The organism is Actinopolymorpha sp. B9G3, assembly GCF_040120725.1.
In the GTDB taxonomy this organism is placed as follows: domain Bacteria; phylum Actinomycetota; class Actinomycetes; order Propionibacteriales; family Actinopolymorphaceae; genus Thermasporomyces.
Genome location: NZ_JBEEAB010000016.1, coordinates 117000 through 137379 on the forward strand (window position 1 = coordinate 117000; position 20380 = coordinate 137379).

Annotated in this window: 14 protein-coding genes; 6 read left to right on the forward strand and 8 right to left on the reverse strand. The window is 69.6% G+C overall.

Annotated elements, in window-relative coordinates; translation table 11 throughout:
- Positions 1–4: 4 nt before the first annotated feature.
- From ABNF93_RS24815 to ABNF93_RS24830, 4 genes are all read right to left on the reverse strand, one after another.
- Positions 5–1798: an ABC transporter ATP-binding protein gene (locus tag ABNF93_RS24815; protein ID WP_349330574.1), complete on the reverse strand. Its 1794-nt coding sequence runs from the start codon at positions 1796–1798 to the stop codon at positions 5–7.
- A complete protein-coding gene (locus ABNF93_RS24820; RefSeq protein ID WP_349330575.1) occupies positions 1795–3774 on the reverse strand; it encodes an ABC transporter ATP-binding protein in 1980 nt (659 codons plus the stop codon). Before ABNF93_RS24820 ends, ABNF93_RS24815 begins: the two co-directional genes overlap by 4 nt.
- A gap of 51 nt (positions 3775–3825) precedes the next feature.
- On the reverse strand, positions 3826–5151 hold the full coding sequence (locus tag ABNF93_RS24825) for a serine/threonine-protein kinase (RefSeq protein WP_349330576.1): 1326 nt from the start codon (positions 5149–5151) through the stop codon (positions 3826–3828).
- A 77-nt stretch (positions 5152–5228) separates the two neighbouring features.
- Positions 5229–7394, reverse strand: a complete 2166-nt coding sequence (locus ABNF93_RS24830; RefSeq protein WP_349330577.1) for a VWA domain-containing protein — start codon at positions 7392–7394, stop codon at positions 5229–5231.
- A gap of 304 nt (positions 7395–7698) precedes the next feature.
- Here ABNF93_RS24830 and ABNF93_RS24835 point away from each other — a divergent pair, with 304 nt between their 5' ends.
- Positions 7699–9084 carry a polysaccharide pyruvyl transferase family protein gene (locus ABNF93_RS24835; RefSeq protein ID WP_349330578.1) on the forward strand — a complete coding sequence of 462 codons (1386 nt, stop codon included), beginning with the start codon at positions 7699–7701 and terminating at the stop codon, positions 9082–9084.
- 51 nt (positions 9085–9135) lie between these two features.
- Here ABNF93_RS24835 and ABNF93_RS24840 read toward each other — a convergent pair whose 3' ends face one another.
- Positions 9136–9453 carry an STAS domain-containing protein gene (locus tag ABNF93_RS24840; RefSeq protein WP_349330579.1) on the reverse strand — a complete coding sequence of 106 codons (318 nt, stop codon included), beginning with the start codon at positions 9451–9453 and terminating at the stop codon, positions 9136–9138.
- 159 nt (positions 9454–9612) lie between these two features.
- Between ABNF93_RS24840 and ABNF93_RS24845 the strand changes: the two genes are divergently transcribed.
- Genes ABNF93_RS24845 through ABNF93_RS24865 form a run of 5 tightly spaced genes read left to right on the forward strand, consistent with a single transcriptional unit; the run spans position 9613 to position 14843 of the window.
- Positions 9613–10317 carry a response regulator gene (locus ABNF93_RS24845; protein WP_349330580.1) on the forward strand — a complete coding sequence of 235 codons (705 nt, stop codon included), beginning with the start codon at positions 9613–9615 and terminating at the stop codon, positions 10315–10317.
- Positions 10314–11702: a HAMP domain-containing sensor histidine kinase gene (locus ABNF93_RS24850; protein WP_349330581.1), complete on the forward strand. Its 1389-nt coding sequence runs from the start codon at positions 10314–10316 to the stop codon at positions 11700–11702. The genes ABNF93_RS24845 and ABNF93_RS24850 overlap by 4 nt, the downstream gene beginning before the upstream one ends.
- Positions 11699–12355 carry a GerMN domain-containing protein gene (locus ABNF93_RS24855; protein ID WP_349330582.1) on the forward strand — a complete coding sequence of 219 codons (657 nt, stop codon included), beginning with the start codon at positions 11699–11701 and terminating at the stop codon, positions 12353–12355. Before ABNF93_RS24850 ends, ABNF93_RS24855 begins: the two co-directional genes overlap by 4 nt.
- A gap of 59 nt (positions 12356–12414) precedes the next feature.
- Entirely contained in the window at positions 12415–13035 is a 621-nt protein-coding gene (locus tag ABNF93_RS24860; protein ID WP_349330583.1) for an ArsR/SmtB family transcription factor, read from the forward strand.
- Positions 13032–14843 carry an ABC transporter ATP-binding protein gene (locus tag ABNF93_RS24865; protein ID WP_349330584.1) on the forward strand — a complete coding sequence of 604 codons (1812 nt, stop codon included), beginning with the start codon at positions 13032–13034 and terminating at the stop codon, positions 14841–14843. Before ABNF93_RS24860 ends, ABNF93_RS24865 begins: the two co-directional genes overlap by 4 nt.
- Positions 14844–14948: 105 nt before the next feature.
- Here the strand turns inward: ABNF93_RS24865 and ABNF93_RS24870 are convergent, their stop codons facing one another.
- The 3 genes from ABNF93_RS24870 to ABNF93_RS24880 all read right to left on the reverse strand — a co-directional run bounded on the left by ABNF93_RS24870 (position 14949) and on the right by ABNF93_RS24880 (position 20316).
- Positions 14949–16454 (reverse strand): HNH endonuclease signature motif containing protein, encoded by a 1506-nt coding sequence (locus ABNF93_RS24870; protein ID WP_349330585.1) that lies wholly within the window; start codon positions 16452–16454, stop codon positions 14949–14951.
- A 114-nt stretch (positions 16455–16568) separates the two neighbouring features.
- Positions 16569–18437: an ABC transporter ATP-binding protein gene (locus ABNF93_RS24875; RefSeq protein ID WP_349330586.1), complete on the reverse strand. Its 1869-nt coding sequence runs from the start codon at positions 18435–18437 to the stop codon at positions 16569–16571.
- Positions 18430–20316: an ATP-binding cassette domain-containing protein gene (locus ABNF93_RS24880; protein ID WP_349330587.1), complete on the reverse strand. Its 1887-nt coding sequence runs from the start codon at positions 20314–20316 to the stop codon at positions 18430–18432. Before ABNF93_RS24880 ends, ABNF93_RS24875 begins: the two co-directional genes overlap by 8 nt.
- Positions 20317–20380 lie beyond the last annotated feature (64 nt).

Genomic DNA, 20380 nt, shown 5'->3' on the forward strand with positions numbered 1-20380 from the left:
CTGGTCAGTGGTAGCCGCGGGCCTGAAGTGCGTAGAGCTCGGAGTAGTGGCCCTGGGCGGCCATCAGCTCCTGGTGGGTGCCGACTTCGGCGACGCTTCCCTGGTCGAGGACGACTACGAGGTCGGCGGCGGCCACCGTGGAGAAGCGGTGGGTGACCAGCAGGGTGACCGCGCCGCGGGACCGTGCCTTGCCGGCGGCAGCGATGTACCGCTCGAAGAGGCGATGCTCGGTGGTGGCGTCGAGAGCGGCCGTGGGTTCGTCGAGGACGAGCAGGAGCGGTTCGGTACGCATCATTCCGCGCGCGATCGCCAGACGCTGCCACTGGCCGCCGGACAGGTCGACGCCACCGGGCCAGGAGCTGCCGAGCTGGGCGTCCAGGCCCTGGGGAAGTGCCTGGAGTACGTCCTCACTCGCGGCGCTGCGGAGCGCGGCGTGAACGGCCGGCGGGTCGTGGAGACGCGAGAGGTCGCCGACACCCACCGTCTCCTGTGCGAGAAGCTCGAGCCTGGCGTGGTCCTGGAAAGCTCCGGCGGTGCTGGTTCGCCATGCGTCGATGTCGACCTCGGCGAGGTCGGTCTCGTCCAGCAGGATCCGGCCGGACGTGGGTCGGTACATGCCGGTGAGGAGTTTGACCAGGGTCGTCTTGCCGGCGCCGTTCTCGCCGACGACGGCGACGACGGCACCTGCTGGTAGGTGGAGGTCGACATCGCGGACGGCTGGTGTGTCGGTGCCTGGATAGCCGGTGCCTGGATAGCTGAAGGTCAGGTGCTCCAGTCGGATCCCGTCGTCGAGCCGAGCCGGCGGGGCGCTGGTCCGAGACCGTCCGACGCGGACTTCCTGGTCGTAGTCGCGCAGCCAGAGGAACTGGCCGGTGATGCGAGCGATGCGGGTGAAGCTGATGATGGCCCACTGCACGGACCGTCCGGCGTACTGCAGACGGCCGACCAGCAGGACGGCCAGGACCAGCGCACTGACGGGGACGGACCGGGCGAGTGCGTCGCTGACCATCCACGCCACGACGGCGGCAGCGGTGAGGAAGAAGAACGTGGCGCACGCGCCTTCGACTGCGTTCGTACGGATGGCCAGGCGCACACCGGGTTGTCGCCAGCCGGTCACCGCCTCCGCGAGTTCGGCCCGCATGGTCCGGCGGATCCCGAACACGCGTAGCTCCGCACCGGCTGTGGGTGAGGTGCCGAGAGCCAGCAGGTGGGTGGTCAGGCGGCCCGGTTCGGCTGAGGACTGCTCGGCGGCGGCCTGCCAGGGCGCCAACCAGCGGGTCGCGGCGAGGATCGGGAGGCCGGCGAGCACGAGCAGCAGCAGTCTCGCGTCGGCGGTCAGCGCGAGCAGGATCGTGCCGGTCACGAAGACGAGATCATTGAACGTGCCGAGAAGCATGTTGAAGGCGCCGCCGAGGGCGTCGCGCTGATCGCGCAGGATCTGCAGCCGGTCGAGATAACGCGGCGACTCCAGGTGGTCCAGTGTCTGGATGCTCGCGGTGATGCGGGCGATCTCGGTGTCGAACGCGAAGCCCACGCGTTCCATCTGGTTGACCCGTGCGGTCGTGCCGGCGATCTGAAGGATCCAGTTGAGGCCGATCGATGCGGTGAAGGCGCTCACGGCGAGCACCATCTGCCTCGTGTCGTTTCGTACGGCACCTTCGACGAACCACGCGAGGTAGAGGGGTTGAAGCAGGCCGATGACCTTGCCGACGGCCTCGAGGAGACAGACCAGCGTCTGCCAGGGGCTGACCCGCACGGACATGGCCACGACGATGCCGATGCCTCGAAGTGCCCTCATGGCGCCGGCACCTGCCCGGTGTCGTCCGCTGTGTGCCCGGCGTACTCAGACCGGCCGGCCCCTGCGGCGGCGAAACGCCGCGCCTGCAGGCTGAACATCTGGGCGTAGGTGCCCCCAGCGGCCAGGAGTTGGTCGTGCGTGCCGTCCTCGATGACGCGTCCCCGGCCGATGGCATCCTGGCCGATCACGACGATGCGGTCGGCGTGCCGGACGCTGGAGAGCCGGTGGCTCACGAGCAACGTCGTCATCCCGGCCGTCACCTCGAGGAAGCGGTCGAACAAGGCCGCTTCGGCGCGCACGTCGAGCGCGGCCGTGGGTTCGTCGAGCACGAGGATCCCGGCCCCGCTTGCGACGGTGGCGAGCGCACGGGCAAGGGCGACCCGCTGCCACTGGCCCCCGGACAGGTCGGTGCCGCCGGCGTACTCAGGCGACAGGATGGTGTCCCAGCCGTGCTCGAGCCGTTCCAGGAGCTCCGTGCCGCCTGCGTCCTCGAGCGCTCTGGCCAGGACCGAGTCGTCGACCTGGTGCGCGGGCGAGTGTGGGTTGGCGTTGGTGCGTCCGGTGGGGCCAGTTCGGCTGTGCGGTCCGACATTCCGGCGCAGCGACAGCTTGTAGCGGACGAAGTCCTGGAAGATCACCCCGACTCGTTGGCGTACCGAGTCGTCGGCGGCGGGGTCGCCGCCGTCGATCCGGACGGTTCCCGAGTCTGGCGCGTAGAGCCCGCAGAGGAGTTTGATCAGCGTCGACTTCCCCGCGCCGTTCTCACCTACGACGGCCAAAGCCTGGCCGGCCGGCACCGTCAACGACAGCCGCGTGAACGTCGGCTCCTCGCGCGTCGGGTAGGTGAACGTCACGTCGCGAAGCTCGATGCCCGCGGCACCCGACCGGATCGCCGTCGCGCGCGAGGCCGCCTGCGCCGGCGTCTGGTCGGGAGGATCCGGCAGCTCCCTCAGCCCGAGCTGGGTGCGGAGCCGGACCAGCTCCCACGTCGCGGCGGTGGAGCGGCCGAGCGCCATCTGCTCGTCGCCCAGCGGGCCGAACGCCTCCAACGCGAGGATCGCCTGCACCAGCGTGACGATCGCCGCGAGCGAGACCACACCGGCCGAGGCGTCGCGCGCGAGCAGAGCCAGCACCAGTCCGTTGGCGGCGAGCATGGCGACCGCGGCCACCATCACCATGCCCAGCCCACGGTGGCGATTGCGCCAGACCAGAACCATCGCGGCTTTCCACGTGGTCGAGTAACGCTCCAGCAGCCAGCCCGCCAGGCCGAACAGCCGGACCTCCTTCGCTGGTCCGGCGCCGGTCAGCAGCCCCCGCAGATAGGCCGCGCGGCGACGTTCGTCACCAGCGACCTCGAGGACGTTGTCGTGCTGCCTGTTCACCCACCAGGTGAACACCCGGGACAGCACGACGTACGACGCGGCCACGACGAAAGGTGCCCACCAATGCCACGCCATCAGCACGAGGAACGAACCCACACCGGTGAGCCGGGTGCGGACGATCGACCACGTGAGCTCGATACCCGCGGTGAAGTCCCACTCGCGGCTGGCGTTGATCACCGCATCGAGGCGTCCGGCGACGTCGGGATCCTCCAGGTGGGCAACGCCGTGCGGCGCCGTCCCCGCGTCCATCGCCATGTCGTAGAACGTGCGGACGTAACGTGCCGAGATCGCCTGTGACAACGCGGCCGTCGCTGACGTCAGGATCGGCGAGGAGACGAACGTGGCCGCGACGAGGAGCAGCCAGAGCCACACTCGTTCGGCAGCGGCCGGTGATGCCCCGGCCGCGGCGGCTTGATGTAACGACCCGATCAGCTGACCGGTCGCCAGGATGCCGCCGGTCACGACAGCAGCCGAGCCGGCGGCCAGCCCCAAGGCCGTCAACGAGTGGGCCGGTGCTGATGCCCACAGCACCCGGCCGTAGAGAGCCATCCGACGAAACGACCCGGCCACCGGAGACGAGCCTGGAACTCCCATGCGCGAAAGCTAACGGCAGGCCGGGGTCGAGAACCAGTGCTTTAGGGGGGGTCAGGAAGTGCGTTCCCAGGAGTACGCGTTCTCCCGGCGTACGCAGGTGACCCTCTCTCCGTTCCTGGTCGTCTCGATCAAACCCACCTCGATGTACGTACAAGGCTCGCCTGGTCGGGCGTCACTCCCCGAGCCGCCGGTGGGAGGCGATGTTCCTGGCGACCGCTCCCCAGACGCGGACGGAGATGGGGAGGGGGACGGAGACGAGGACGAGGTTTCGGGCGCCTGCGTACCAGGCGTGTGCGTTCCCGGGTCGGGCGGCTGCTCTCCGCGCAGTGCCGCCTGCGCGACGTAGGCCGACATGCCCAGCGCGGCGACGACGGTGAGGCCCACCAGAGTCTGCCGCCAATGCCGCCCGCTCGGGGCAGGAGGCCTGGCTGGGCGTGGGTCGCGAGGCGTCGTCGGTTCTGTCAAGGCTGGCTTGACGGAGGGAGGGTGCGGTGCCGACCGGCGTACGAAGTCGGCGGCCGATGGTCCATTCGGCACCCATCCTGGCGGCAGCGGCGGGATCACGTCGGCGATGTCGACCACGCCGGCCGGGTCACTCGGGACCGCGCCGGGATCCGGCAACAGGCCTGTCGCCGCCAGCTCCGAGCGGGCGTGCGCAGCGGAGTCGGGACGGCCGCCAGCACTCCAGGCGGCGAGCCTGCGCAAGTAGTCCCAGAGCGGAGGCGGCACATGGTCAGGGCGATGCGTACCCACGCCGACGTCGGGATCGGGTCGTACGCCGGTCAGCATCTCGACGGCGACGACGCCAGCGGAGTAGAGGTCGTGGCGGGGTTCGGGCTCGGCGCCCCGGACCTGTTCGGGAGCCAGATATCCAGGTGTTCCGAAGACCTGCGAGGTACGCGTCATGCGCGGCTCGTCGAGCGGGACAGCCACCCCGAAGTCGCTGAGGAACACGTGCGGACGCGCGCGGCCGGTCGCCTCGAGGAGCAGGTTGGCCGGCTTGACGTCGCGGTGGACGAGACCGGCCGCATGGACGGCACCCAACCCGTCGAGCAGTTGGTCGAGCAGCAGGGCGGCCCACTGCGGCGGCAGCCGTCCCGCGTTGCGCTGAAGCGAGGCGACCGAACCGCCGTGGACCATCTGCATCGTGAAGAGGACCCGCTCGTCCTCGCCGGCCCAGCCGAGTGGCGTGATCACATGCGGATGGCTGATCCGGAAACTCTGCTCCCGGACGAACCGCAACAGCGATCCCGCGTTGAACTGCTGCAGGACCTTCGCCGCGACATAGCGGTGTTCGCGATGGTCCCAGGTGCGCCAGACCGCGCCCATGCCGCCCTCGCCGAGAATGTCGACGAGTTCGTAACGTCCTGCGAGCACCGTGGTCAATCTCCCACGTCAGAGGCAAACGCTCGAGGGTAGCCCTGTAAGGGATCGTGGACGACGAGCGTTGCGTGTTATCGAGGCGGGGCCGGCGGCGGGTTCTGCGGCGGACCCTGATTCGGCTGTTGCGGTGGCTGTCGCGGCGGCTGCGGCGGTGGCCATGGGAGGTTCTGCCCCGGTGCCCCTGCTGGCGTGCTGCGGGGACGGCGGAGCAGGAACACCGCCAGGATGACGCCGAGGAGGACCACCGCACCACTGCCCCCCGCCACGGCGACGGGCATCAACGAGCCCGAGCCGTCGGCGGCCGAAGGCTCAGATGCGTCTCCTTCTCCCGACGATCCCGACGATCCCGACGCCCCCGACGATCCAGCCGGAGCCTCACCATGCTTCTCCTCAGTCTTCGCCGGCTCCGGTTCCGGGTCGGGCTCCAGGTAGGTCGGCTCTCCAGAGACCTCGCCCTTGACCGCCACCGCGATGTCGATGGGCTCCTGGTACTTCCGTCCTTCGTCGTCGGCGTTCTGTTGGATCGCGACGTAGTAGTGGCCCGCGAGCGAGGCTGCCTGGATGGTGTCGCCGCCACCGTCCTCCCGGTTGCGGTACCGGACCTCCGGCAACGTCGCATGGAAGACCTGGTTCCGCGAGTAGGTCCTCGTCGTACCGGTGAAGTTCTTCTCGGTGCCTCCGGGCAGGAAGATCTCGGCGCGGTCAGGTCCGTACGCACGGATCTCCACCTTCTCGCCGAGTTGGCCGAGTTGGCTGTCCAGTGCCGGGTTCGCAGGGAGCCGGAAGGTCACCGCGACGGACTGCCCCCAGTCGGCGCGGACCCGGTAGAAGAGCTGCTCGCCAGGCTGCAGCGTGCCCGTCCAGTGCCCTGGCGTGAGGGTCGTCGCGTCGGCGAAGCCACCGCCGCCGTCTGCCTTGCCCTGGCTCTGGCCGGCGGGAAGCGCTCCGAAGTCGATGTCCGCCTCCTCGACCTGCTCCGGCAACTGCTCGACGCCACCGTCGAGCGGTGGTTCCTCGATCACGACGAGTTCCATCGGATCTTCGGGCCCGCTGGCCGCCCCGTCCTCCTCGCTGCGTTCGACCTTCAGGAGCAGCCGGTCGGACGTCTTGCACTCGTCGGGGACGTACGTCGAGGCGGAACTGTTGCCGTTCGGCCCCTGGAACACCGAGGCGTTGAGGAAGTCCCTGGTCGAGCTCCACTCGAACGCGGCGCCGTTCCCCCAGGTGCATTCCTCGTCCCCGGCCGGGGTGAGCAGCTCGAGCTTCAGCTCGTCCGAGGAGGCCGCCGAGCCACTGCGCTTCTCCGGCCGACTGGTGGCGGCGGCGTGCAGGGTGGAGCCGGGAGTGCGTGTCAGCATGTAGTACTTGACCCGGCCGTCCTGCTGGGTCGGCGAGGCGAGCGTGTCGGTGTACTGGCCGGCGCCGATCTCCGGTGCCTCGCCGGGTTGGAGTCCGCCCTTGACCGGCGTACCGGAGACCGCGAAGTCGGTGAACGCACGAAGTGCTGACTGGTCAAGGCTTGCGGCGAGGTCGCCGGCGTCGTCCGCGTCGTAGTAGGTCCCGCCGCCGGCGTCGGCGATGCAGGACAGCTGGCGCTTCGCGGCGGCGCCGACATGCAGGCCGACCACGTCGATCTTGAGGTCGATTCCCTTGGCGTGGATGTCTCGCGCGACCAGGCAAGGGTCGGGGGTGCAGGTCTCCTCACCGTCGGAGACGAGCAGGATCGTGCGCTTGCCCTCGGTGCCGAGGTCCTTGGCCGCCTGCTTGAGGCTGTGCGCGATCGGTGTCTCTCCGTACGGCTTGTACTTCGCGATGGCAGTCTTCAGCGCCCGCTTGTCCGCCGGTCCGATCGGCACGACCAGCTGGGAGTCCGTGCACGCACCTGGGTCCGACTTCTCGAAGACGGTGGCGCCGTAGACCCGCAGCCCCACCACGGCGTCCCCCGGGAGCTTGTCCACCACCGTGTTCAACGCCTGCTTGGCCGCGCTGATCTTGCTGGTACCGGACTGGTCGGCCTCCTTCATCGACCCCGACGAGTCGAGTACCAACAGCAGCGAGCCCTCGCTGGCCTCGCCTTTGTCGAGTTTGTCGAGCGCGGAGGGCGGTGCCGCGAGCGTGGGGAGCGTGGTGGGTGGAGTTGCGAGCGCGGGCGCCACGAGCGGTCCCGCCGCAAGGGACGCCGCGGCGAGGGCGGTGGCAACCTGGAGAAGGTGACGGTACGCAGCTCTGCCCAACATGGCCGCCATCGTGAGCCCGGCCGCTGTATTTCCACTGTGGCGCGCCTGTAGGCCGGTGCGATCCCGACGGTTGGCGAACTTGTGTACGCAGAGAGATCGTCTGCGCACGCTTCGAAGTTGTCGCCCAGCCCCGGCAACTTTGGTGCCAGTTCATCCGTCATGAGAATGCAGGTCGTGATCACGGGGATGAGTGGTGTGGGTACAGGCGCTCAATCTGCCAGCAGGCCTGACTGCTACTCTCCAAATCCTACCTAACTAGTCTGATATATCGCCCATACCGTTCAGTTCGACCCAAAGGAGCGCAGTGAGCACTGGCACGACGCACGGTCCCCGGGTGCTGATGGTGGGTGCGTACGAACGAGACAACTTCGGTGACCTGCTGTTTCTCCTGGTGACCGAGAAGTATCTGCCGAACGCGCAGGTGGTCTCGTCCGCCCCGTTCAGCGCCGACATGACCGCGTTGCTGGACCGCAAGGTCGAGGCCTACAGCCCGCTGCTGTTGGACGAGGAGTTCGACGCGGTCTGGACCGTCGGAGGACAGGTGGGCGGCACCGACCTCAGGAGCGCGTTCCGGATGTCGGCCGGCCCTGAGCTCTACCGTGAGTACCGGCGCAGTTCGCCGGCCAGGCGCGACGAGATGGTGCGCGAGGCGGCGGGCAAGGTCCACATCGCATCGCCGTACATCCCATCGCTGGCCTCCTACCCGCTCAACGCGGGGGCCATCTCGGTGCTCAACTCGGTCGGGGTGTCCGGGATCCGGGGCGCCGAACGCTACCGCCGGGAAGAGCTCATCGCCCTGCTGCGCGCGGCAACCCTGGTCTCCGTGAGGGACAAGGAGTCGAGCGTCTATCTCACCGAGTTGGGGATCGAGCACCGCCAGGTTCCCGACGCCGTGCACGCGATCAGTGTCCTGCGACCCGCTGAACGCAACCCTGACTCGGATGTAGCGATCTTCCAGGCGTCGACGTCCATCCTCACCAAGCTGGGCCACGCCAACGTCGCGGCGGCGCTCGTCGCCAGCGAACACCTCAAGGGCCTGCGGATCCGGCTCCTGATGGCCGGCACCGCCAACGGCCACGACTCGGTGGCCGACTTCGAGAAGGTCATCACGCACGCCAAGCGGATCGATCCCGGTGTCGACATGGAGATCGTCGCCGACCGGCGCCCGTTCGACCTGTGCGACCGCATGCGCGAGGCGCGGGTCGTGATCGGCACGTCCCTGCACGTGCGGATCATCGCCTGTGCCTACGGCATCCCGCGGGTGACGCTGTCGCGGACCAAGCCGACCCGGTACGCGCGAGCCTGGGACCCAGACATGCCCTTCGACGTGTCCCTGGGCGGGCTGGACGCGGCCGTCGGAATGGCGCTGGAGGCCGTCGACCGTCCCGAGGTCCTCGCCCGGTCGCGGGAGCTCTCCCAGCTCGCCCACGACAACCTCACCAACTTCGCCGAGCAGGTCACGACCCTGGCGGCGACCCAGACCGCGGAGGACAAGGCGCGGCGCCGCGACGCCAGGCGACACACCCAGGCGGCGCTCCTCGCCAGTCGTACGGAGGAACTCAAGCGTGCCCGCGAGGAGCTGATGGCGATCCGCTCCTCGCGCACCTACCGGCTGACCCAGAAGGCGGGCAAGATCGTGCGGGCCATCCGCCGATCGCTCGGCGCCAAGGCCACCGCGCGCGCCGCATAGCGCTGGCCGCTTGCCCTGCCTGCTCGTCGCCTGCGCCCGCACTCTGCGCGGTCAGCGAAGGGGCGGATCCACGAGGAAGACCCGGTGCAGGCCGGTACGCCGGAGCAGGTCGAGCGCCTTCGCGTTGGGGTTGCGGATGATGACGCCGCCGCCCCGGGCCCTGCAGGCTCGGTGGGTGCCGAGCAGTGCGGCCAGCGTGGTCGACGACAGGCGGTCGATCCGGGACACGTCGACGATGAGGTTGCGTACGCCGGCGAGAACGAGATCGCGGAGCTCCCACCGCAACTCGGCCATGCCGTTGGCGACCAGCGCCTCGGTCAGGATGACTTCGGCCTCGCTGTGGACGAGAGACTTTCCGGTTGCCCCCATGGCCAACTCCCGAGTTGGTTTCGAGAATCCCCGATGTATGGCTCCACGTTGTCACCATGGCTTTGAGGTCGCTCGGCCGGTTACTTTGCGATTACGTGACGAAGTCCTCCGGGCGTGACCTGGAACGCGTCGCCGCACAACCTTTGGCAGCATGGGCCCATGCCGACGCGGGTGCTTGTGGTGGAGGACGACGACCGGATCAGGTCCGTCCTCCGGCTGGCCCTGGAAGACGAGGGCTACGCGGTCACCGAAGCGGTGGCGGCGGAGGAGGCCCTGCCCTCCCTCTCGGCCACGTCTCCCGATCTGATCATCGTCGATCTGATGCTCGGCGAAATGGACGGTTTCACCTGCATCAGGGAGATCCGGCGGTCAAGCGACGTGCCCATCATCATCGTCAGCGCCCGGGTCGACACCCACGACATCGTCGCCGGTCTGGAAGCGGGAGCCGATGACTACGTCACCAAACCCTTCCAGATCAAGGAGATCACGGCCCGGCTCCGGGCCCTGCGCAGGCGGCTCAGGGGGCCGAGTGATGCGGAGGCGCCGGCCGACATCGTGCTCGACTCCGATCCTGACGCCAGGCTGGTGCTCTCACCGGCTCGGGGGACACTGCGGCGGGCTGGGCAGGACCTGCACCTGACGCTCACCGAGTTCCGGCTGCTGAGCGAGCTCGCCACTCCGCCCGGGCGGGTACTCAGCCGGCAGGTGCTGCTGGAGTCGGTCTGGCAGCACGGCTTCTTCGGCGACCAACGCATCGTCGACGTCCACATCCGCCGGCTGCGGACGAAGATCGAACGCGACCCGGCGACCCCGCGGCTCGTCGTCACCGTCCGGGGGCTGGGCTATCGGCTGGACCCAGCATGAGCGCGACCGGCATGAGCCGGGTGGTGCGGGCGCGCGGGCTGCGTGGTCGGGTGGTTCTCGCCTTCGGCGTGGGCGCGCTGCTCGTGTCCGCCATCTTCGCCGTCCTGACCTACGGTCTGACGCAGAGCTATCTGCTCACCCAGCGTGAGCAGGCCGTGGTGCGGCAGGTGTACATCGATGCCAACTTCCTTCGCGGCCGGCTGGAAACCGCCGGAGCCGACATGCCCACGGTCCTCACCGCGAGTACGCCCTCGGCCGACGCCACCATCGTCGTGAGCCGCGGTGGGCGGTGGTACTCCTCCTCGCTGGAGGCCGGACGCGAGTCACTGCCGTTCGCGCTGCGCGCCGAGGTGGAGTCGGGGCGGCCCGCGTCGATGCGGACCCGGCTGGGTGGCGAACCCGTCCTCGTCGTCGGGGTGCCGCTACGGGCGGTCGGTGCGTACTTCTACGAGGTCGTGCCGCTTACCGAACTGCAGGAGACGCTCCGCATCCTCGGCACGGTCCTGCTGGGCGGCGCGTTGGTGGCCGCCGCGGCCGGTGGCGGGCTCGGCGTGTGGGCGAGCCGGTCGGTCCTGCGACCGCTCAACGAGGTGGCCAGTACGGCGGCGCAGATCGCGGGCGGGCAACTCGACACCCGTCTGGCGGCGACGAGGGACCCCGACCTCGCGACCATCGTCGGTTCGTTCAACAGCATGGTCGACACGTTGCAGCAGCGGATCCAGCGCGACGCCCGGCTGGCCGCCGACGTCAGCCACGAGCTGCGGTCGCCGCTCACCACGCTGGTGGCGAGCGTGGAGGTCCTCAACACCAGGCGGGACGAACTGCCGCAGCGGTCCCGGCAGGCGTTGGATCTCGTGACCGGAGAGCTGGAGCGGTTCCGCAACCTGCTCGACAACCTGCTGGAGCTCGCGCGGATGGACGCCGGTCTCGACCCGCGGGCGATCGAGCCGTTGCCGCTCGCGGACCTGCTGGGCCATACGCTCCGCCGGTCGGGCCGCTCGCCTGACCTGCTCGTCGTCGAGTCGGATGCGAAGGTGAACGGTGACAAGCTGATGCTGGAGCGGATGTTCGGCAACCTCTTCGACAACGCCGAGATCCACGGGCACCGGCTCGTGCGGGTCCGGCTCCTCGCCGACACCGAGGCCGACGACCGCGTTCTGGTATTGGTCGACGACGACGGTCCGGGCGTACGACGAGAAGACCGGGAACGCATCTTCGAACGCTTCGCGACCGGGCGGACGGCACGGCGGTCCTCGTCGGGCACGGGGCTCGGTCTCGCGTTGGCGCGTGAGACGGTGGCCGCCCACGGGGGAGCGGTCTGGTGCACGGATCGTCCGGAGGGCGGCGCACGCTTCGCCGTCTCGCTGCCGCGGGTGCAGCCATGAGCCGGCGAACGGTGGGCCTGCTCCTGGTGGGTGCCGTCCTTTCTGCCGCGTCGGCGCTGCTCGGTGGGTGTGGGGTGCCGAGTCAGGACCGGCCGACACTCATCGAACCGACCACGGTGCCGTTCGGCCTGCTGAGCAACCGGTCGGCGGCGGCCGAGGCGGGTGTCACTCCGCTGCCGGGTTCGGACACGAGTGCCGACCCGTTCTTCCACACGAGCGTGGCGGTCTACTTCGTCGAAGGCAAGACCCTCGTCGGAGTGAAACGTAAGGTCCGACCGGGGCCCTTGCCGGACCGGGTGGACGTGGTGGTCGAGGCGCTGACCTCCGGACCCGCCGCGCCGGAACAGGCCCGTGGCCTCAGCTCGGCCATCCCACCCGGCCTGCGGCTCGCCGTCGCGTCGTTCGAGGGTGGGCAGGTCACCATCGACCTCGCCGGCGACCCTGCTGGGCTGACTGCCGCCGAGAGCCCGCTCACCATCGGACAGGTCGTGCTGTCGCTGACCTCGCTTCCCGGCGTCGAGCGGGTCCAGCTCACCCGCGACCACAAGCCGGTCGAGGTCCCGCTGGTAGACGGCTCACTCACGACGAGACCGCTTGCCGGAGTGGACTACCAGGTCCTGCGGGACCGTCCCACCCCTCCCGCCGGCAACTGAAGCAGGTAACACTCGCCATCTCGTTGACAAGACATGTTTCGAAACAGTAATTTCGAAACATGTCTTCCGACGATATCGATCCGGGTGTCCGCGAGCTGCGGGACCCGAAGGCGATGCGCGCGATGGCCCATCCGGTCCGGCTCCAGGTGTTGGAGATCCTGGGCGAGGAGGGGCCGTTGACGGCAACGGAGCTCGGCGAGCGGATCGGCGAGAGTCCCGCGAATACCTCGTTTCACCTGCGTACGTTGGCGAAGTACGGCTTCGTCGAGGAGGCCGAGCGGGGCAAAGGGCGCAACCGTCCATGGCGCGAGGTCAAAGGGGGGTTGCTGGTTCGTGAGGAGGAGCTGGACGGCGAGGCGCGACGCGCAGCGGTGGCGATGGCCAGAGCCAGGCGAGCGAACCTGCTCCGCCGAATCGAACGCTGGGTGGCGGAGCGGTCCAGTTATTCCAAGCCCTGGCAGAAGGTCGGCTTCGAGATGGAGTTCCAGACCCGGATGACGGTCGAGGAGCTGAAGAAGGTGAGCCGGCAGATCGGCGAGATCCTCGAGCCGTTCAAGCGCCCAGCAGGCGACGTTCCGGAGAGTGCCAAGCCCGTGACGATCGCCGCGTGGGGTTTCCGGACCGACGCGCCGGACGCTGGCGCTCGCCGTCGGACGCGCTCGGACCGGGAGTCGTCATGAGCGGCGCGGGCGGTGTCGACGCGACGACCAGCCGGGGACGACGCTGGGCGTCGTTCATGCACGCGGTCGCTCTGGTGTGGGCGGCCGGGCGGGGTGCGTTCCTCGCCGTCGTGGGGCTCTTCGCGCTCTCCGGCCTCGGTGTCGCGGTCCTGCTCCTGATCGGGAACGCCCTGCTGCACGAGGTGATCGGCCACGAGACAGCGGCGGACCTGTCGCCGGACGTGTGGTGGCTGGTCGCGGCCGCGATCGGCATCGCGGGCGTGGTGTCGTTCGCGGGAGCGGCGGGTGCTGGCATGCACCGACTGCTGGCCGAACGCACGATACGCCACTGCAGCGAGGTGGTTCTGCGGTTGGCGGGACACGTACCCCTGCGGGAGTTCGACTCTCCGGCGTTCCACGACACGCTGCAACGCGCGGAGCGGGCCGGGAGCAGCACGCTGCCCATCGCGATGGCGGTGCCGCAGTTCGCCGGTGCGGTGGTCGGCACGGTTGGCATCGCGGCGGGACTCGCGACGATCAGTCCGTGGCTCGTGCCGATCACCTTGCTGGCCAGCGTTCCGTTGTGGTGGGTGGGGCGGGTCAACAGCGACGAGATGTACTCGTTCAGCTTCGGCAACACCCCCAACGACCGGGCGCGGTTCCACATCGAACGCATCGTGCACGGCCGCCCGTCGGCGCCGGAGGTGCGGGCGTTTCGGCTGGCACCGTTCCTGTTGGGGCGCTGGTCGGTGTTGTACGACGAGCGGATCGACGGGATCCAGCAGCTGGTCAGGCGGTTCGTCCGCCGGTCGGCGTTCGGCAGTGTGATCGGCGCACTCGTGCTGGGCGGCGTACTCCTTGCTGTGCTGTGGTTCGTCCGCCGTGGTGACCTCGGACTCGGCTCGGCCGCGACCGCCTGCGTGGCCGTCCTTTTGCTGGCCAACCGGTCACAGCAGGCGGCGAGCAGTCTCGCCCAGACACTGGAGCACGGTCGCTATCTGGAGGATTTCGCGCGGGTGTCGGCGCGGGCCGACGAGGTGCGGCCGCTCGCGCCCGTGGAGGTGCCGCCCTTCGCGCGCCTCCAGGTCGAGGACGTGACCTTCACCTATCCAGCCGCGACAACGCAAGCCCTTGTGGACGTGGCTTTCTCGGTCTCGTCCGGCGAGGTCATCGCGATCGTCGGCCACAACGGGTCCGGCAAGACCACGCTCGCCAAACTACTGTGCGGCCTGTACGAACCGACGCGCGGCGTGGTGCGCTGGGACGGCCGACCGCTGGCCGAACTGACCCGCGACGGCGGGTTGTCGCCCGTCGGTGTGGTGTTCCAGGACTTCGGCCGGTACTGGTTCTCCGGCGCCGACAACATCGGCCTCGGCGACGTCGACCGGGTGGGTGATCGCGCGGCGATTGAGCGGGCTGCCAGGCAGGCGGGGGCTGCGGAGTTCCTCGCCGACCTGCCGAACGGCCTGGACACTCCGCTTGGTGTCGAGGTGGACGGCGGTGCCGACCTGTCCGTTGGCCAGTGGCAGCGCGTGGCGATCGCGCGGGTGCTCTTCCGGCAGGCGGCGTTCATTGTGCTCGACGAACCGACCGCCTCCCTCGACGCCGAAGCCGAGGCGGCACTCTTCCAGACCATCCAGGACCTTCGCGCTGGTCGTACGATCGTCCTGATCTCACACCGCTTCTCGACGGTACGCACGGCCGACCGCATCCTCGTCCTCGACCAGGGCCGCCTGGTCGAGCAGGGCCCGCACGACGAGCTGATGGCACTCGACGGGCACTACGCCCGCATGTACCGGCTCCAGGCGAGCGCGTACGCCGACGCGTAACCCGACCTGTTGGAGGTTTGTCGGGATAGAAGGCGACGGACCTCCAACGCTTGGCGGCGAACGCCCCCAACGTCTGCGAACGCACGCCGTGACGCCCAGTTTGCGTCAGAACGGAGCCTTGGCGGGTTCGACGTCTGCGCTGGGTGGTCCTGTGCCGGGTGGTGGTGCGGGTCGGATGGCGTAGGTGTGGCCGAGTGGACTCTGGGCGGTGAGCTCGCCTGGCTGGTTCTGGGTCCACCACCAGCCGGCTTCGTGTTTGGCCCGGTGGTGCCGTCGGCACAGGGGTGCGAGGTTGCAGGCGCAGGTGGGTCCGCCTAATCGGTGTTCGATGGTGTGGTCGAGGTCGCAGGCGATGGCGGGACGGCTGCAGCCGGGCTGGCTACAGGTCCGGTGCATCGCCTGGATGAGGCGGCGTTGGGTGGTGGTGGGTTTGTATCGTCGGCTGCTGGCCTGGTGGTAGACGACTTTGCCGTCGATGGTGACGGTGCGGCAGTGCTCGAATCCACCGGCCGCGGCGGTCTTGATGTCGTCGATCACCGCGGGGCTGATGGCGCCGAGGCCGGCGAGTTCACCGGCTCGTGTGCCGAGGCGGAGCCAGGTTTCGAGGTCGGCGACGAGTTCGACCTTGGCCACCAGGTGCTCGTCACCGGTCTCGACACACGCACCACCATCACCCGGAGCATCCCAGGCATCTTCGCCATCCCCGGCGTCCTCGCCGTCGCCGCCATCGTCGGCTCCGGCGGTGTCGCCGCCTGCGGGAGCCGCCGAGTCATCGGCAGTGTCGGCGTTGGTGGCGGGAGGCGACTCATCGGCATCGGCAACCGCCGTGCGGGGGTGGCGGCCGCGGAGGAGGTCGAGGAAGACGTCGGCCTCGATCTGCGCGAGCGTCCTGCCATCACCATCGCCCTTGATGCGTCTGGCGAGGGTCTTGACGAACACCCTGGCCGCCGCGGTGCCAGCCATCGGCAGGCCCTGTCCCGTGATGCTGCCGGTGCCGTCCACTCCCGCACCGAACCGGATCCGTCTGCCCTGCTGCGCCTCCCGCCGTCGCTGCTCGGCGCCGTCCGGGTCGAGCTCGAGCACTTTCCGCCGGAGCCGCCGCACCAACTGCGCCCGAGTCAAACCCATCCCGACCGCAGCGTCAGCAGCAAGGATGAACTCCTCCGCCACCCGCGCCAGTTCCGGTGACAGACAGCAGGTCTCCTCGGCGATCGCCCGCGCCTTGCCCAGATTGATGGTCCCCTCCGCGAGTGCGGCACGGGTGCCCGGCAACCGCTCGGTCAACTCGAACGCGAACGACAAATCCCGATCAGCCGACCACGGCGACAAACCCAGCGCCGCACCCACCTCAGCTGAGGCGAACTCCGAGAACGACGCGTTCACCTCAGGCGGTGAATCCGGTGTGCACGCAGGCGAACGCGCCACGAACGCCATCGCCTCATACATCGCCGCCGACACCCATGACGACTGCCGCTCCCACGCCCGCAGAACCAACACCCGCACATGGCCATTGATCGCAGCCAGATCGATACCCGCCAACACCGAAGCAAGCTCGGGACCCGGCGCAGCCGAAGCCAGCGCCGAGAAGTCCACACCCCCGCGTTCGAACATACCAGCGAGTCTACCAGATCTGTGATCATCGCCAGAGCGGGAGTTCCTTGTTTTCAAGGAATCCACCGACCAATCGCCGGTCATCGCCCGAGCCTCGCGAACACGTCGCGGCGGTCAGCGATAGCCGCGGGCCTGGATGTCGTAGAGCTCGGCGTACCGGCCGGCGTTGTGCATGAGCTCCTCGTGGCTGCCCTGCTCCACCACGCGGCCGGCGTCGAGCACGATGATGTGGTCTGCCGTCCGCATGGTCGAGAACCGGTGCGAGATCAGCAGCGTGATCCCACCGCGAGACCGGCGGTCGCGGGCTTCCTCGGCGTACCGCGTGAAGAGGGCGTCCTCGGTCTGCGCGTCGAGCGCGGCGGTGGGTTCGTCGAGGACGGTGAGCAGGGGATCCGCCCGCATCAGTCCGCGCGCCAGCGCGACCTTCTGCCACTGGCCACCTGACAGGTCGGTGCCGCCCGGCCAGGTGGTACCGAGCTGGGTGTCGAGCCCGGCCGGCAGCGTACGGATGAGGTCGTCGGCACTCGCGGCGGCCAGCGCCCTGGCGGCTGCGGGGCTGTCGTCGAACCGTGCGACGTCTCCGATCGTGACCGCCTGCCGCAGTGGCAACTCGAACCGGGCATGGTCCTGGAAGGCACCCGCACAGCGCTGCCGCCAGGCCGTCAGGTCCAGCTTGCGCAGGTCGATCCCGTCGACCAGCACGGCACCACTCGACGGGTCGTACATGCCGCAGAGCAGCTTGACCAGTGTGGTCTTGCCGGCACCGTTGTCGCCGACGATGCCCACGACGCTGCCCGCGGGCAGTGTCAAGGACAGCTTGTCGAACGTCATGATGCCGGTGCCGGGATAGCCGAACGTCACGTCCTGCAGGGCGATCCCGTCGACCAACCTGGCCGGCACGTCGACAGGGTTCGCGATGAGGCCGCGTCGTTCGGCGTCGGCGCGGTCGAGCAGCCAGACGAACCGCGCGCCGATCCCGAGGCAGTCGACGAGCCAGCTGACCATCCCCACGACCAGCCCGAGGTTGCCGCTCAACGACTGGGCGAGAACGAACGTCAGGGCGAGGTCGCCCACGCTCGCCGCGCCGGTGACCACTCGGTAGCCCACCAGCAACAGCGCGCCGGCGAACCCGATCGCCATCAGCAGGGTCGCGGCGGCGATGCGTCCGGCGCCGACCCACGCCATCCGGACCCGGACCGTGTGTTCGCGCCGCCACGTCTCCCGGCTCAGCCGGAGGAGTTCGCCGGCGAGCCCGAAGACGCGGATCTCCTTGCCCGGCGACGCTTCCGATCCCAGGGTGACGAGGTGACGTTGCCGGCGGCGGTACTCAGCCGTGGCCTCCTGCGCGTCGCGCTCCCGCACCGCACCGGTGTGGGCGGCCCATACAGCCGGAACGCCGAAGAGCGGCAGCACCAGCAGCAGCGGATCAACCGAGAGCAGCAGCACGACGGTCAACGCGGTCTGGGCGACGGCGCCGATCGTCTCGGCCAGCGCCTCCAGCGTCCAGTGGACGATCCAGGCCTCCTTGCGGAGCGGGTCGAGCTTGTCGAGGTAGTCAGGGCGTTCCAGGTGCTCGATGCCGTTCATACCGGCCGACGCCCGGATCAGGCGTTCCTCGAAGATGATCCCGGCCTTCTCGTGGAACGTCTGCTGGAGTCGCATGCCGAGCCCGCCGGCGGCCCAGCCGAGCACCTGGGTGAGCACCAGCAGGCTCGCCGCGAGGCCGACCGTGCCGGCCTGTCCGCCGATGGCCCCGTCGATGAAGTACTTCAGCCACAGGGCGCCGAGGCTTCCCGTCACCCAACCGACGGGGATGATCAGCATCCCACCGGCCGCGAGTGCCGGGTGGGAGCGGACCGAGATCCGTACCGTGAACCAGAGGGTACGCAGCAGGCCCGGCAGGTCCCGGTCCTTGGCACCGTCGGCGCCGTTCAACGAAGAGACATCGGTCTCGTCCGTAGGCGTACGCGTGCTGTCAACCATGGCTTGCTCCCGTCTCGAATCGCTGTGCCTGCAGGCGGAACATCCGGGCATAGACACCGCCGGCGGCCAGCAGTTCGTCATGCGTACCGACCTCGACCACCCGCCCACCCCCCACCACCGCGATCCGGTCCGCCCGCCGGACACTCGACAGCCGGTGGGTGATCAGCAGGGTCGTCACCCCGGCCGTGAGGTCGAGGCTCTGCTCTCCCAGGGGGCCGACCCCCTGGAACCCCCGAAGAGCGAAGTCGAAGAGCTCGGCCTCGGCGCGGACGTCGAGCGCGGCGGTCGGCTCGTCGAGCACGAGCAGTCGGGCTCCACCCTCCGCCGCCCGCAGGGCACGGGCCAACGCGATCCGCTGCCACTGTCCACCGGAGAGGTCGAGGCCGCCGCGGTACTGCCGGGCGAGCACGGTGTCCCATCCGGCCGGCAGTCCGGTGATGAGGTCGTGTGCACCCACCCGGTCCGCGGCACGGGCGGCGGCCTCGGCGTTGTCGAGGTCGGTCACGCGTCCGAAGCCGATGTTGGCCCGGGCGCTCAGTTCGTACCGGACGAAGTCCTGGAAGATCACCGCCACCTGGGACCGCCACGACGCGAGGTCGAGGTCGCGCAGGTCGTGGCCGTCGACGAGGATCGCGCCCTCGTCCGGGTCGTAGAGGCGCGTGAGCAGCTTGAGCAACGTCGTCTTGCCCTCGCCGTTCTCGCCGACGATCGCCAGGGACTCGCCGGCGCGGATCTCCAGCGAGAGCCCGTCCAGCACCGGCCGGTCATGGCCCGGGTAGCCGAAGCGCACGTCGGCGAAGCGGATGTGCCTGCGCGGCATGCCGTCGGCCGAGCCCGTGCCGTACGCGGCGAAGCTCAGCGCCGACGTCCGTGCTGGCAGCGCGCGCAGGTGGGGGAGCGCGGCGGCACCCTGGCGTACCCACCAGGTCGCGAACAGTCCGCTGCCCAACAGCTCGATCGCGTAGATCGCCTGGACGGCAACCGTCAGCCCGGCCGCGTCGATCCGCCCCTCGACGGCGGCGGACGCCAACGCGCCGAGCACGATCCCGGTGGCGACGGCGATCGAGGTGATCGTGGCGAGGACGGGCCGAAGCTTCGCCCGGCGAGCCCGCCAGACGTGCCGGCCGAACTCCGTGCGGTAGTGGCGGGTCTGCGACGCCAGGAGACCCACCAGGCCGAAGAGCCGCACCTCCTTGGCCGCCGGCGGGTCGTGCGAGAGGTTCGCGAAGTAGTTGGCCCGCCTGACCAGCGGGGCGTACTCCTCATGCTTCTCGATGGCGGCGTGCTCGTTGCCGGCCATCCACACGTGCGACGCCAACGCCCCGGCCACCAGCAGGACCGGCGCCCACCAGGCGAAACCGGCCAGCAGGACTGCCGCTCCGGCCGCGGTGACCACCTTCGAGACCATGGAGCCGAACTCGGTCACGATTCGGGTCAGCGGTGCCAGGTCGGCCCATTCGTACTCCCCGGCGCGCTGGATCTCGTTCGCGGTCTCCGCATCCTCCAGGTGCGCGATGCCGGGCGGCGAGAGCGTCGCGTCGAGCAGGCACTGGCGGATTCGCTGGGCCACCATCGAGCCCAGGCCGGTCGAGACGGCGACGCGGATCGGTGCGAGCAGTTGCCCGGCGCCGAACGCTAGCCCGACGAGGAGGATCGCCAGAGCGAGGTCGTACGCCTGCGCCGACCCGACGCCAGCGTCGAACGCGGCTGGCGCGCGGGCGACGGCGAGGCCGGTGGCGGCCATCACGAGCGGGCCGAGCAGGCCCTCGACGGTCGCGAGGGCGAGTAGCCCGGCGAAGCGTGGCGGCGACGTGCGGGCGACGAAGCCGACGAGCAGCCGGAATGCCGTGGCGAAGGAAGCGGTCGTTTCGTGGGACACGGTTGTCCTCTGTGAGGGGAGAGTGTGCTCCTGCGGCGGACACACGCGGGTAGCGCCGCAACCA

Excerpts from the sequence above, each read along its gene's own strand:
- ABNF93_RS24815 (WP_349330574.1), bottom strand. The coding sequence starts at position 1,798 with ATGAGGGCACTTCGAGGCATCGGCATCGTCGTGGCCATGTCCGTGCGG.
- ABNF93_RS24820 (WP_349330575.1), bottom strand. The coding sequence starts at position 3,774 with ATGGGAGTTCCAGGCTCGTCTCCGGTGGCCGGGTCGTTTCGTCGGATG.
- ABNF93_RS24830 (WP_349330577.1), bottom strand. The coding sequence starts at position 7,394 with ATGTTGGGCAGAGCTGCGTACCGTCACCTTCTCCAGGTTGCCACCGCC.
- ABNF93_RS24840 (WP_349330579.1), bottom strand. The coding sequence starts at position 9,453 with ATGGGGGCAACCGGAAAGTCTCTCGTCCACAGCGAGGCCGAAGTCATC.
- ABNF93_RS24845 (WP_349330580.1), top strand. The coding sequence starts at position 9,613 with ATGCCGACGCGGGTGCTTGTGGTGGAGGACGACGACCGGATCAGGTCC.
- ABNF93_RS24850 (WP_349330581.1), top strand. The coding sequence starts at position 10,314 with ATGAGCGCGACCGGCATGAGCCGGGTGGTGCGGGCGCGCGGGCTGCGT.
- ABNF93_RS24855 (WP_349330582.1), top strand. The coding sequence starts at position 11,699 with ATGAGCCGGCGAACGGTGGGCCTGCTCCTGGTGGGTGCCGTCCTTTCT.
- ABNF93_RS24860 (WP_349330583.1), top strand. The coding sequence starts at position 12,415 with ATGTCTTCCGACGATATCGATCCGGGTGTCCGCGAGCTGCGGGACCCG.
- ABNF93_RS24865 (WP_349330584.1), top strand. The coding sequence starts at position 13,032 with ATGAGCGGCGCGGGCGGTGTCGACGCGACGACCAGCCGGGGACGACGC.
- ABNF93_RS24870 (WP_349330585.1), bottom strand. The coding sequence starts at position 16,454 with ATGTTCGAACGCGGGGGTGTGGACTTCTCGGCGCTGGCTTCGGCTGCG.
- ABNF93_RS24875 (WP_349330586.1), bottom strand. The coding sequence starts at position 18,437 with ATGGTTGACAGCACGCGTACGCCTACGGACGAGACCGATGTCTCTTCG.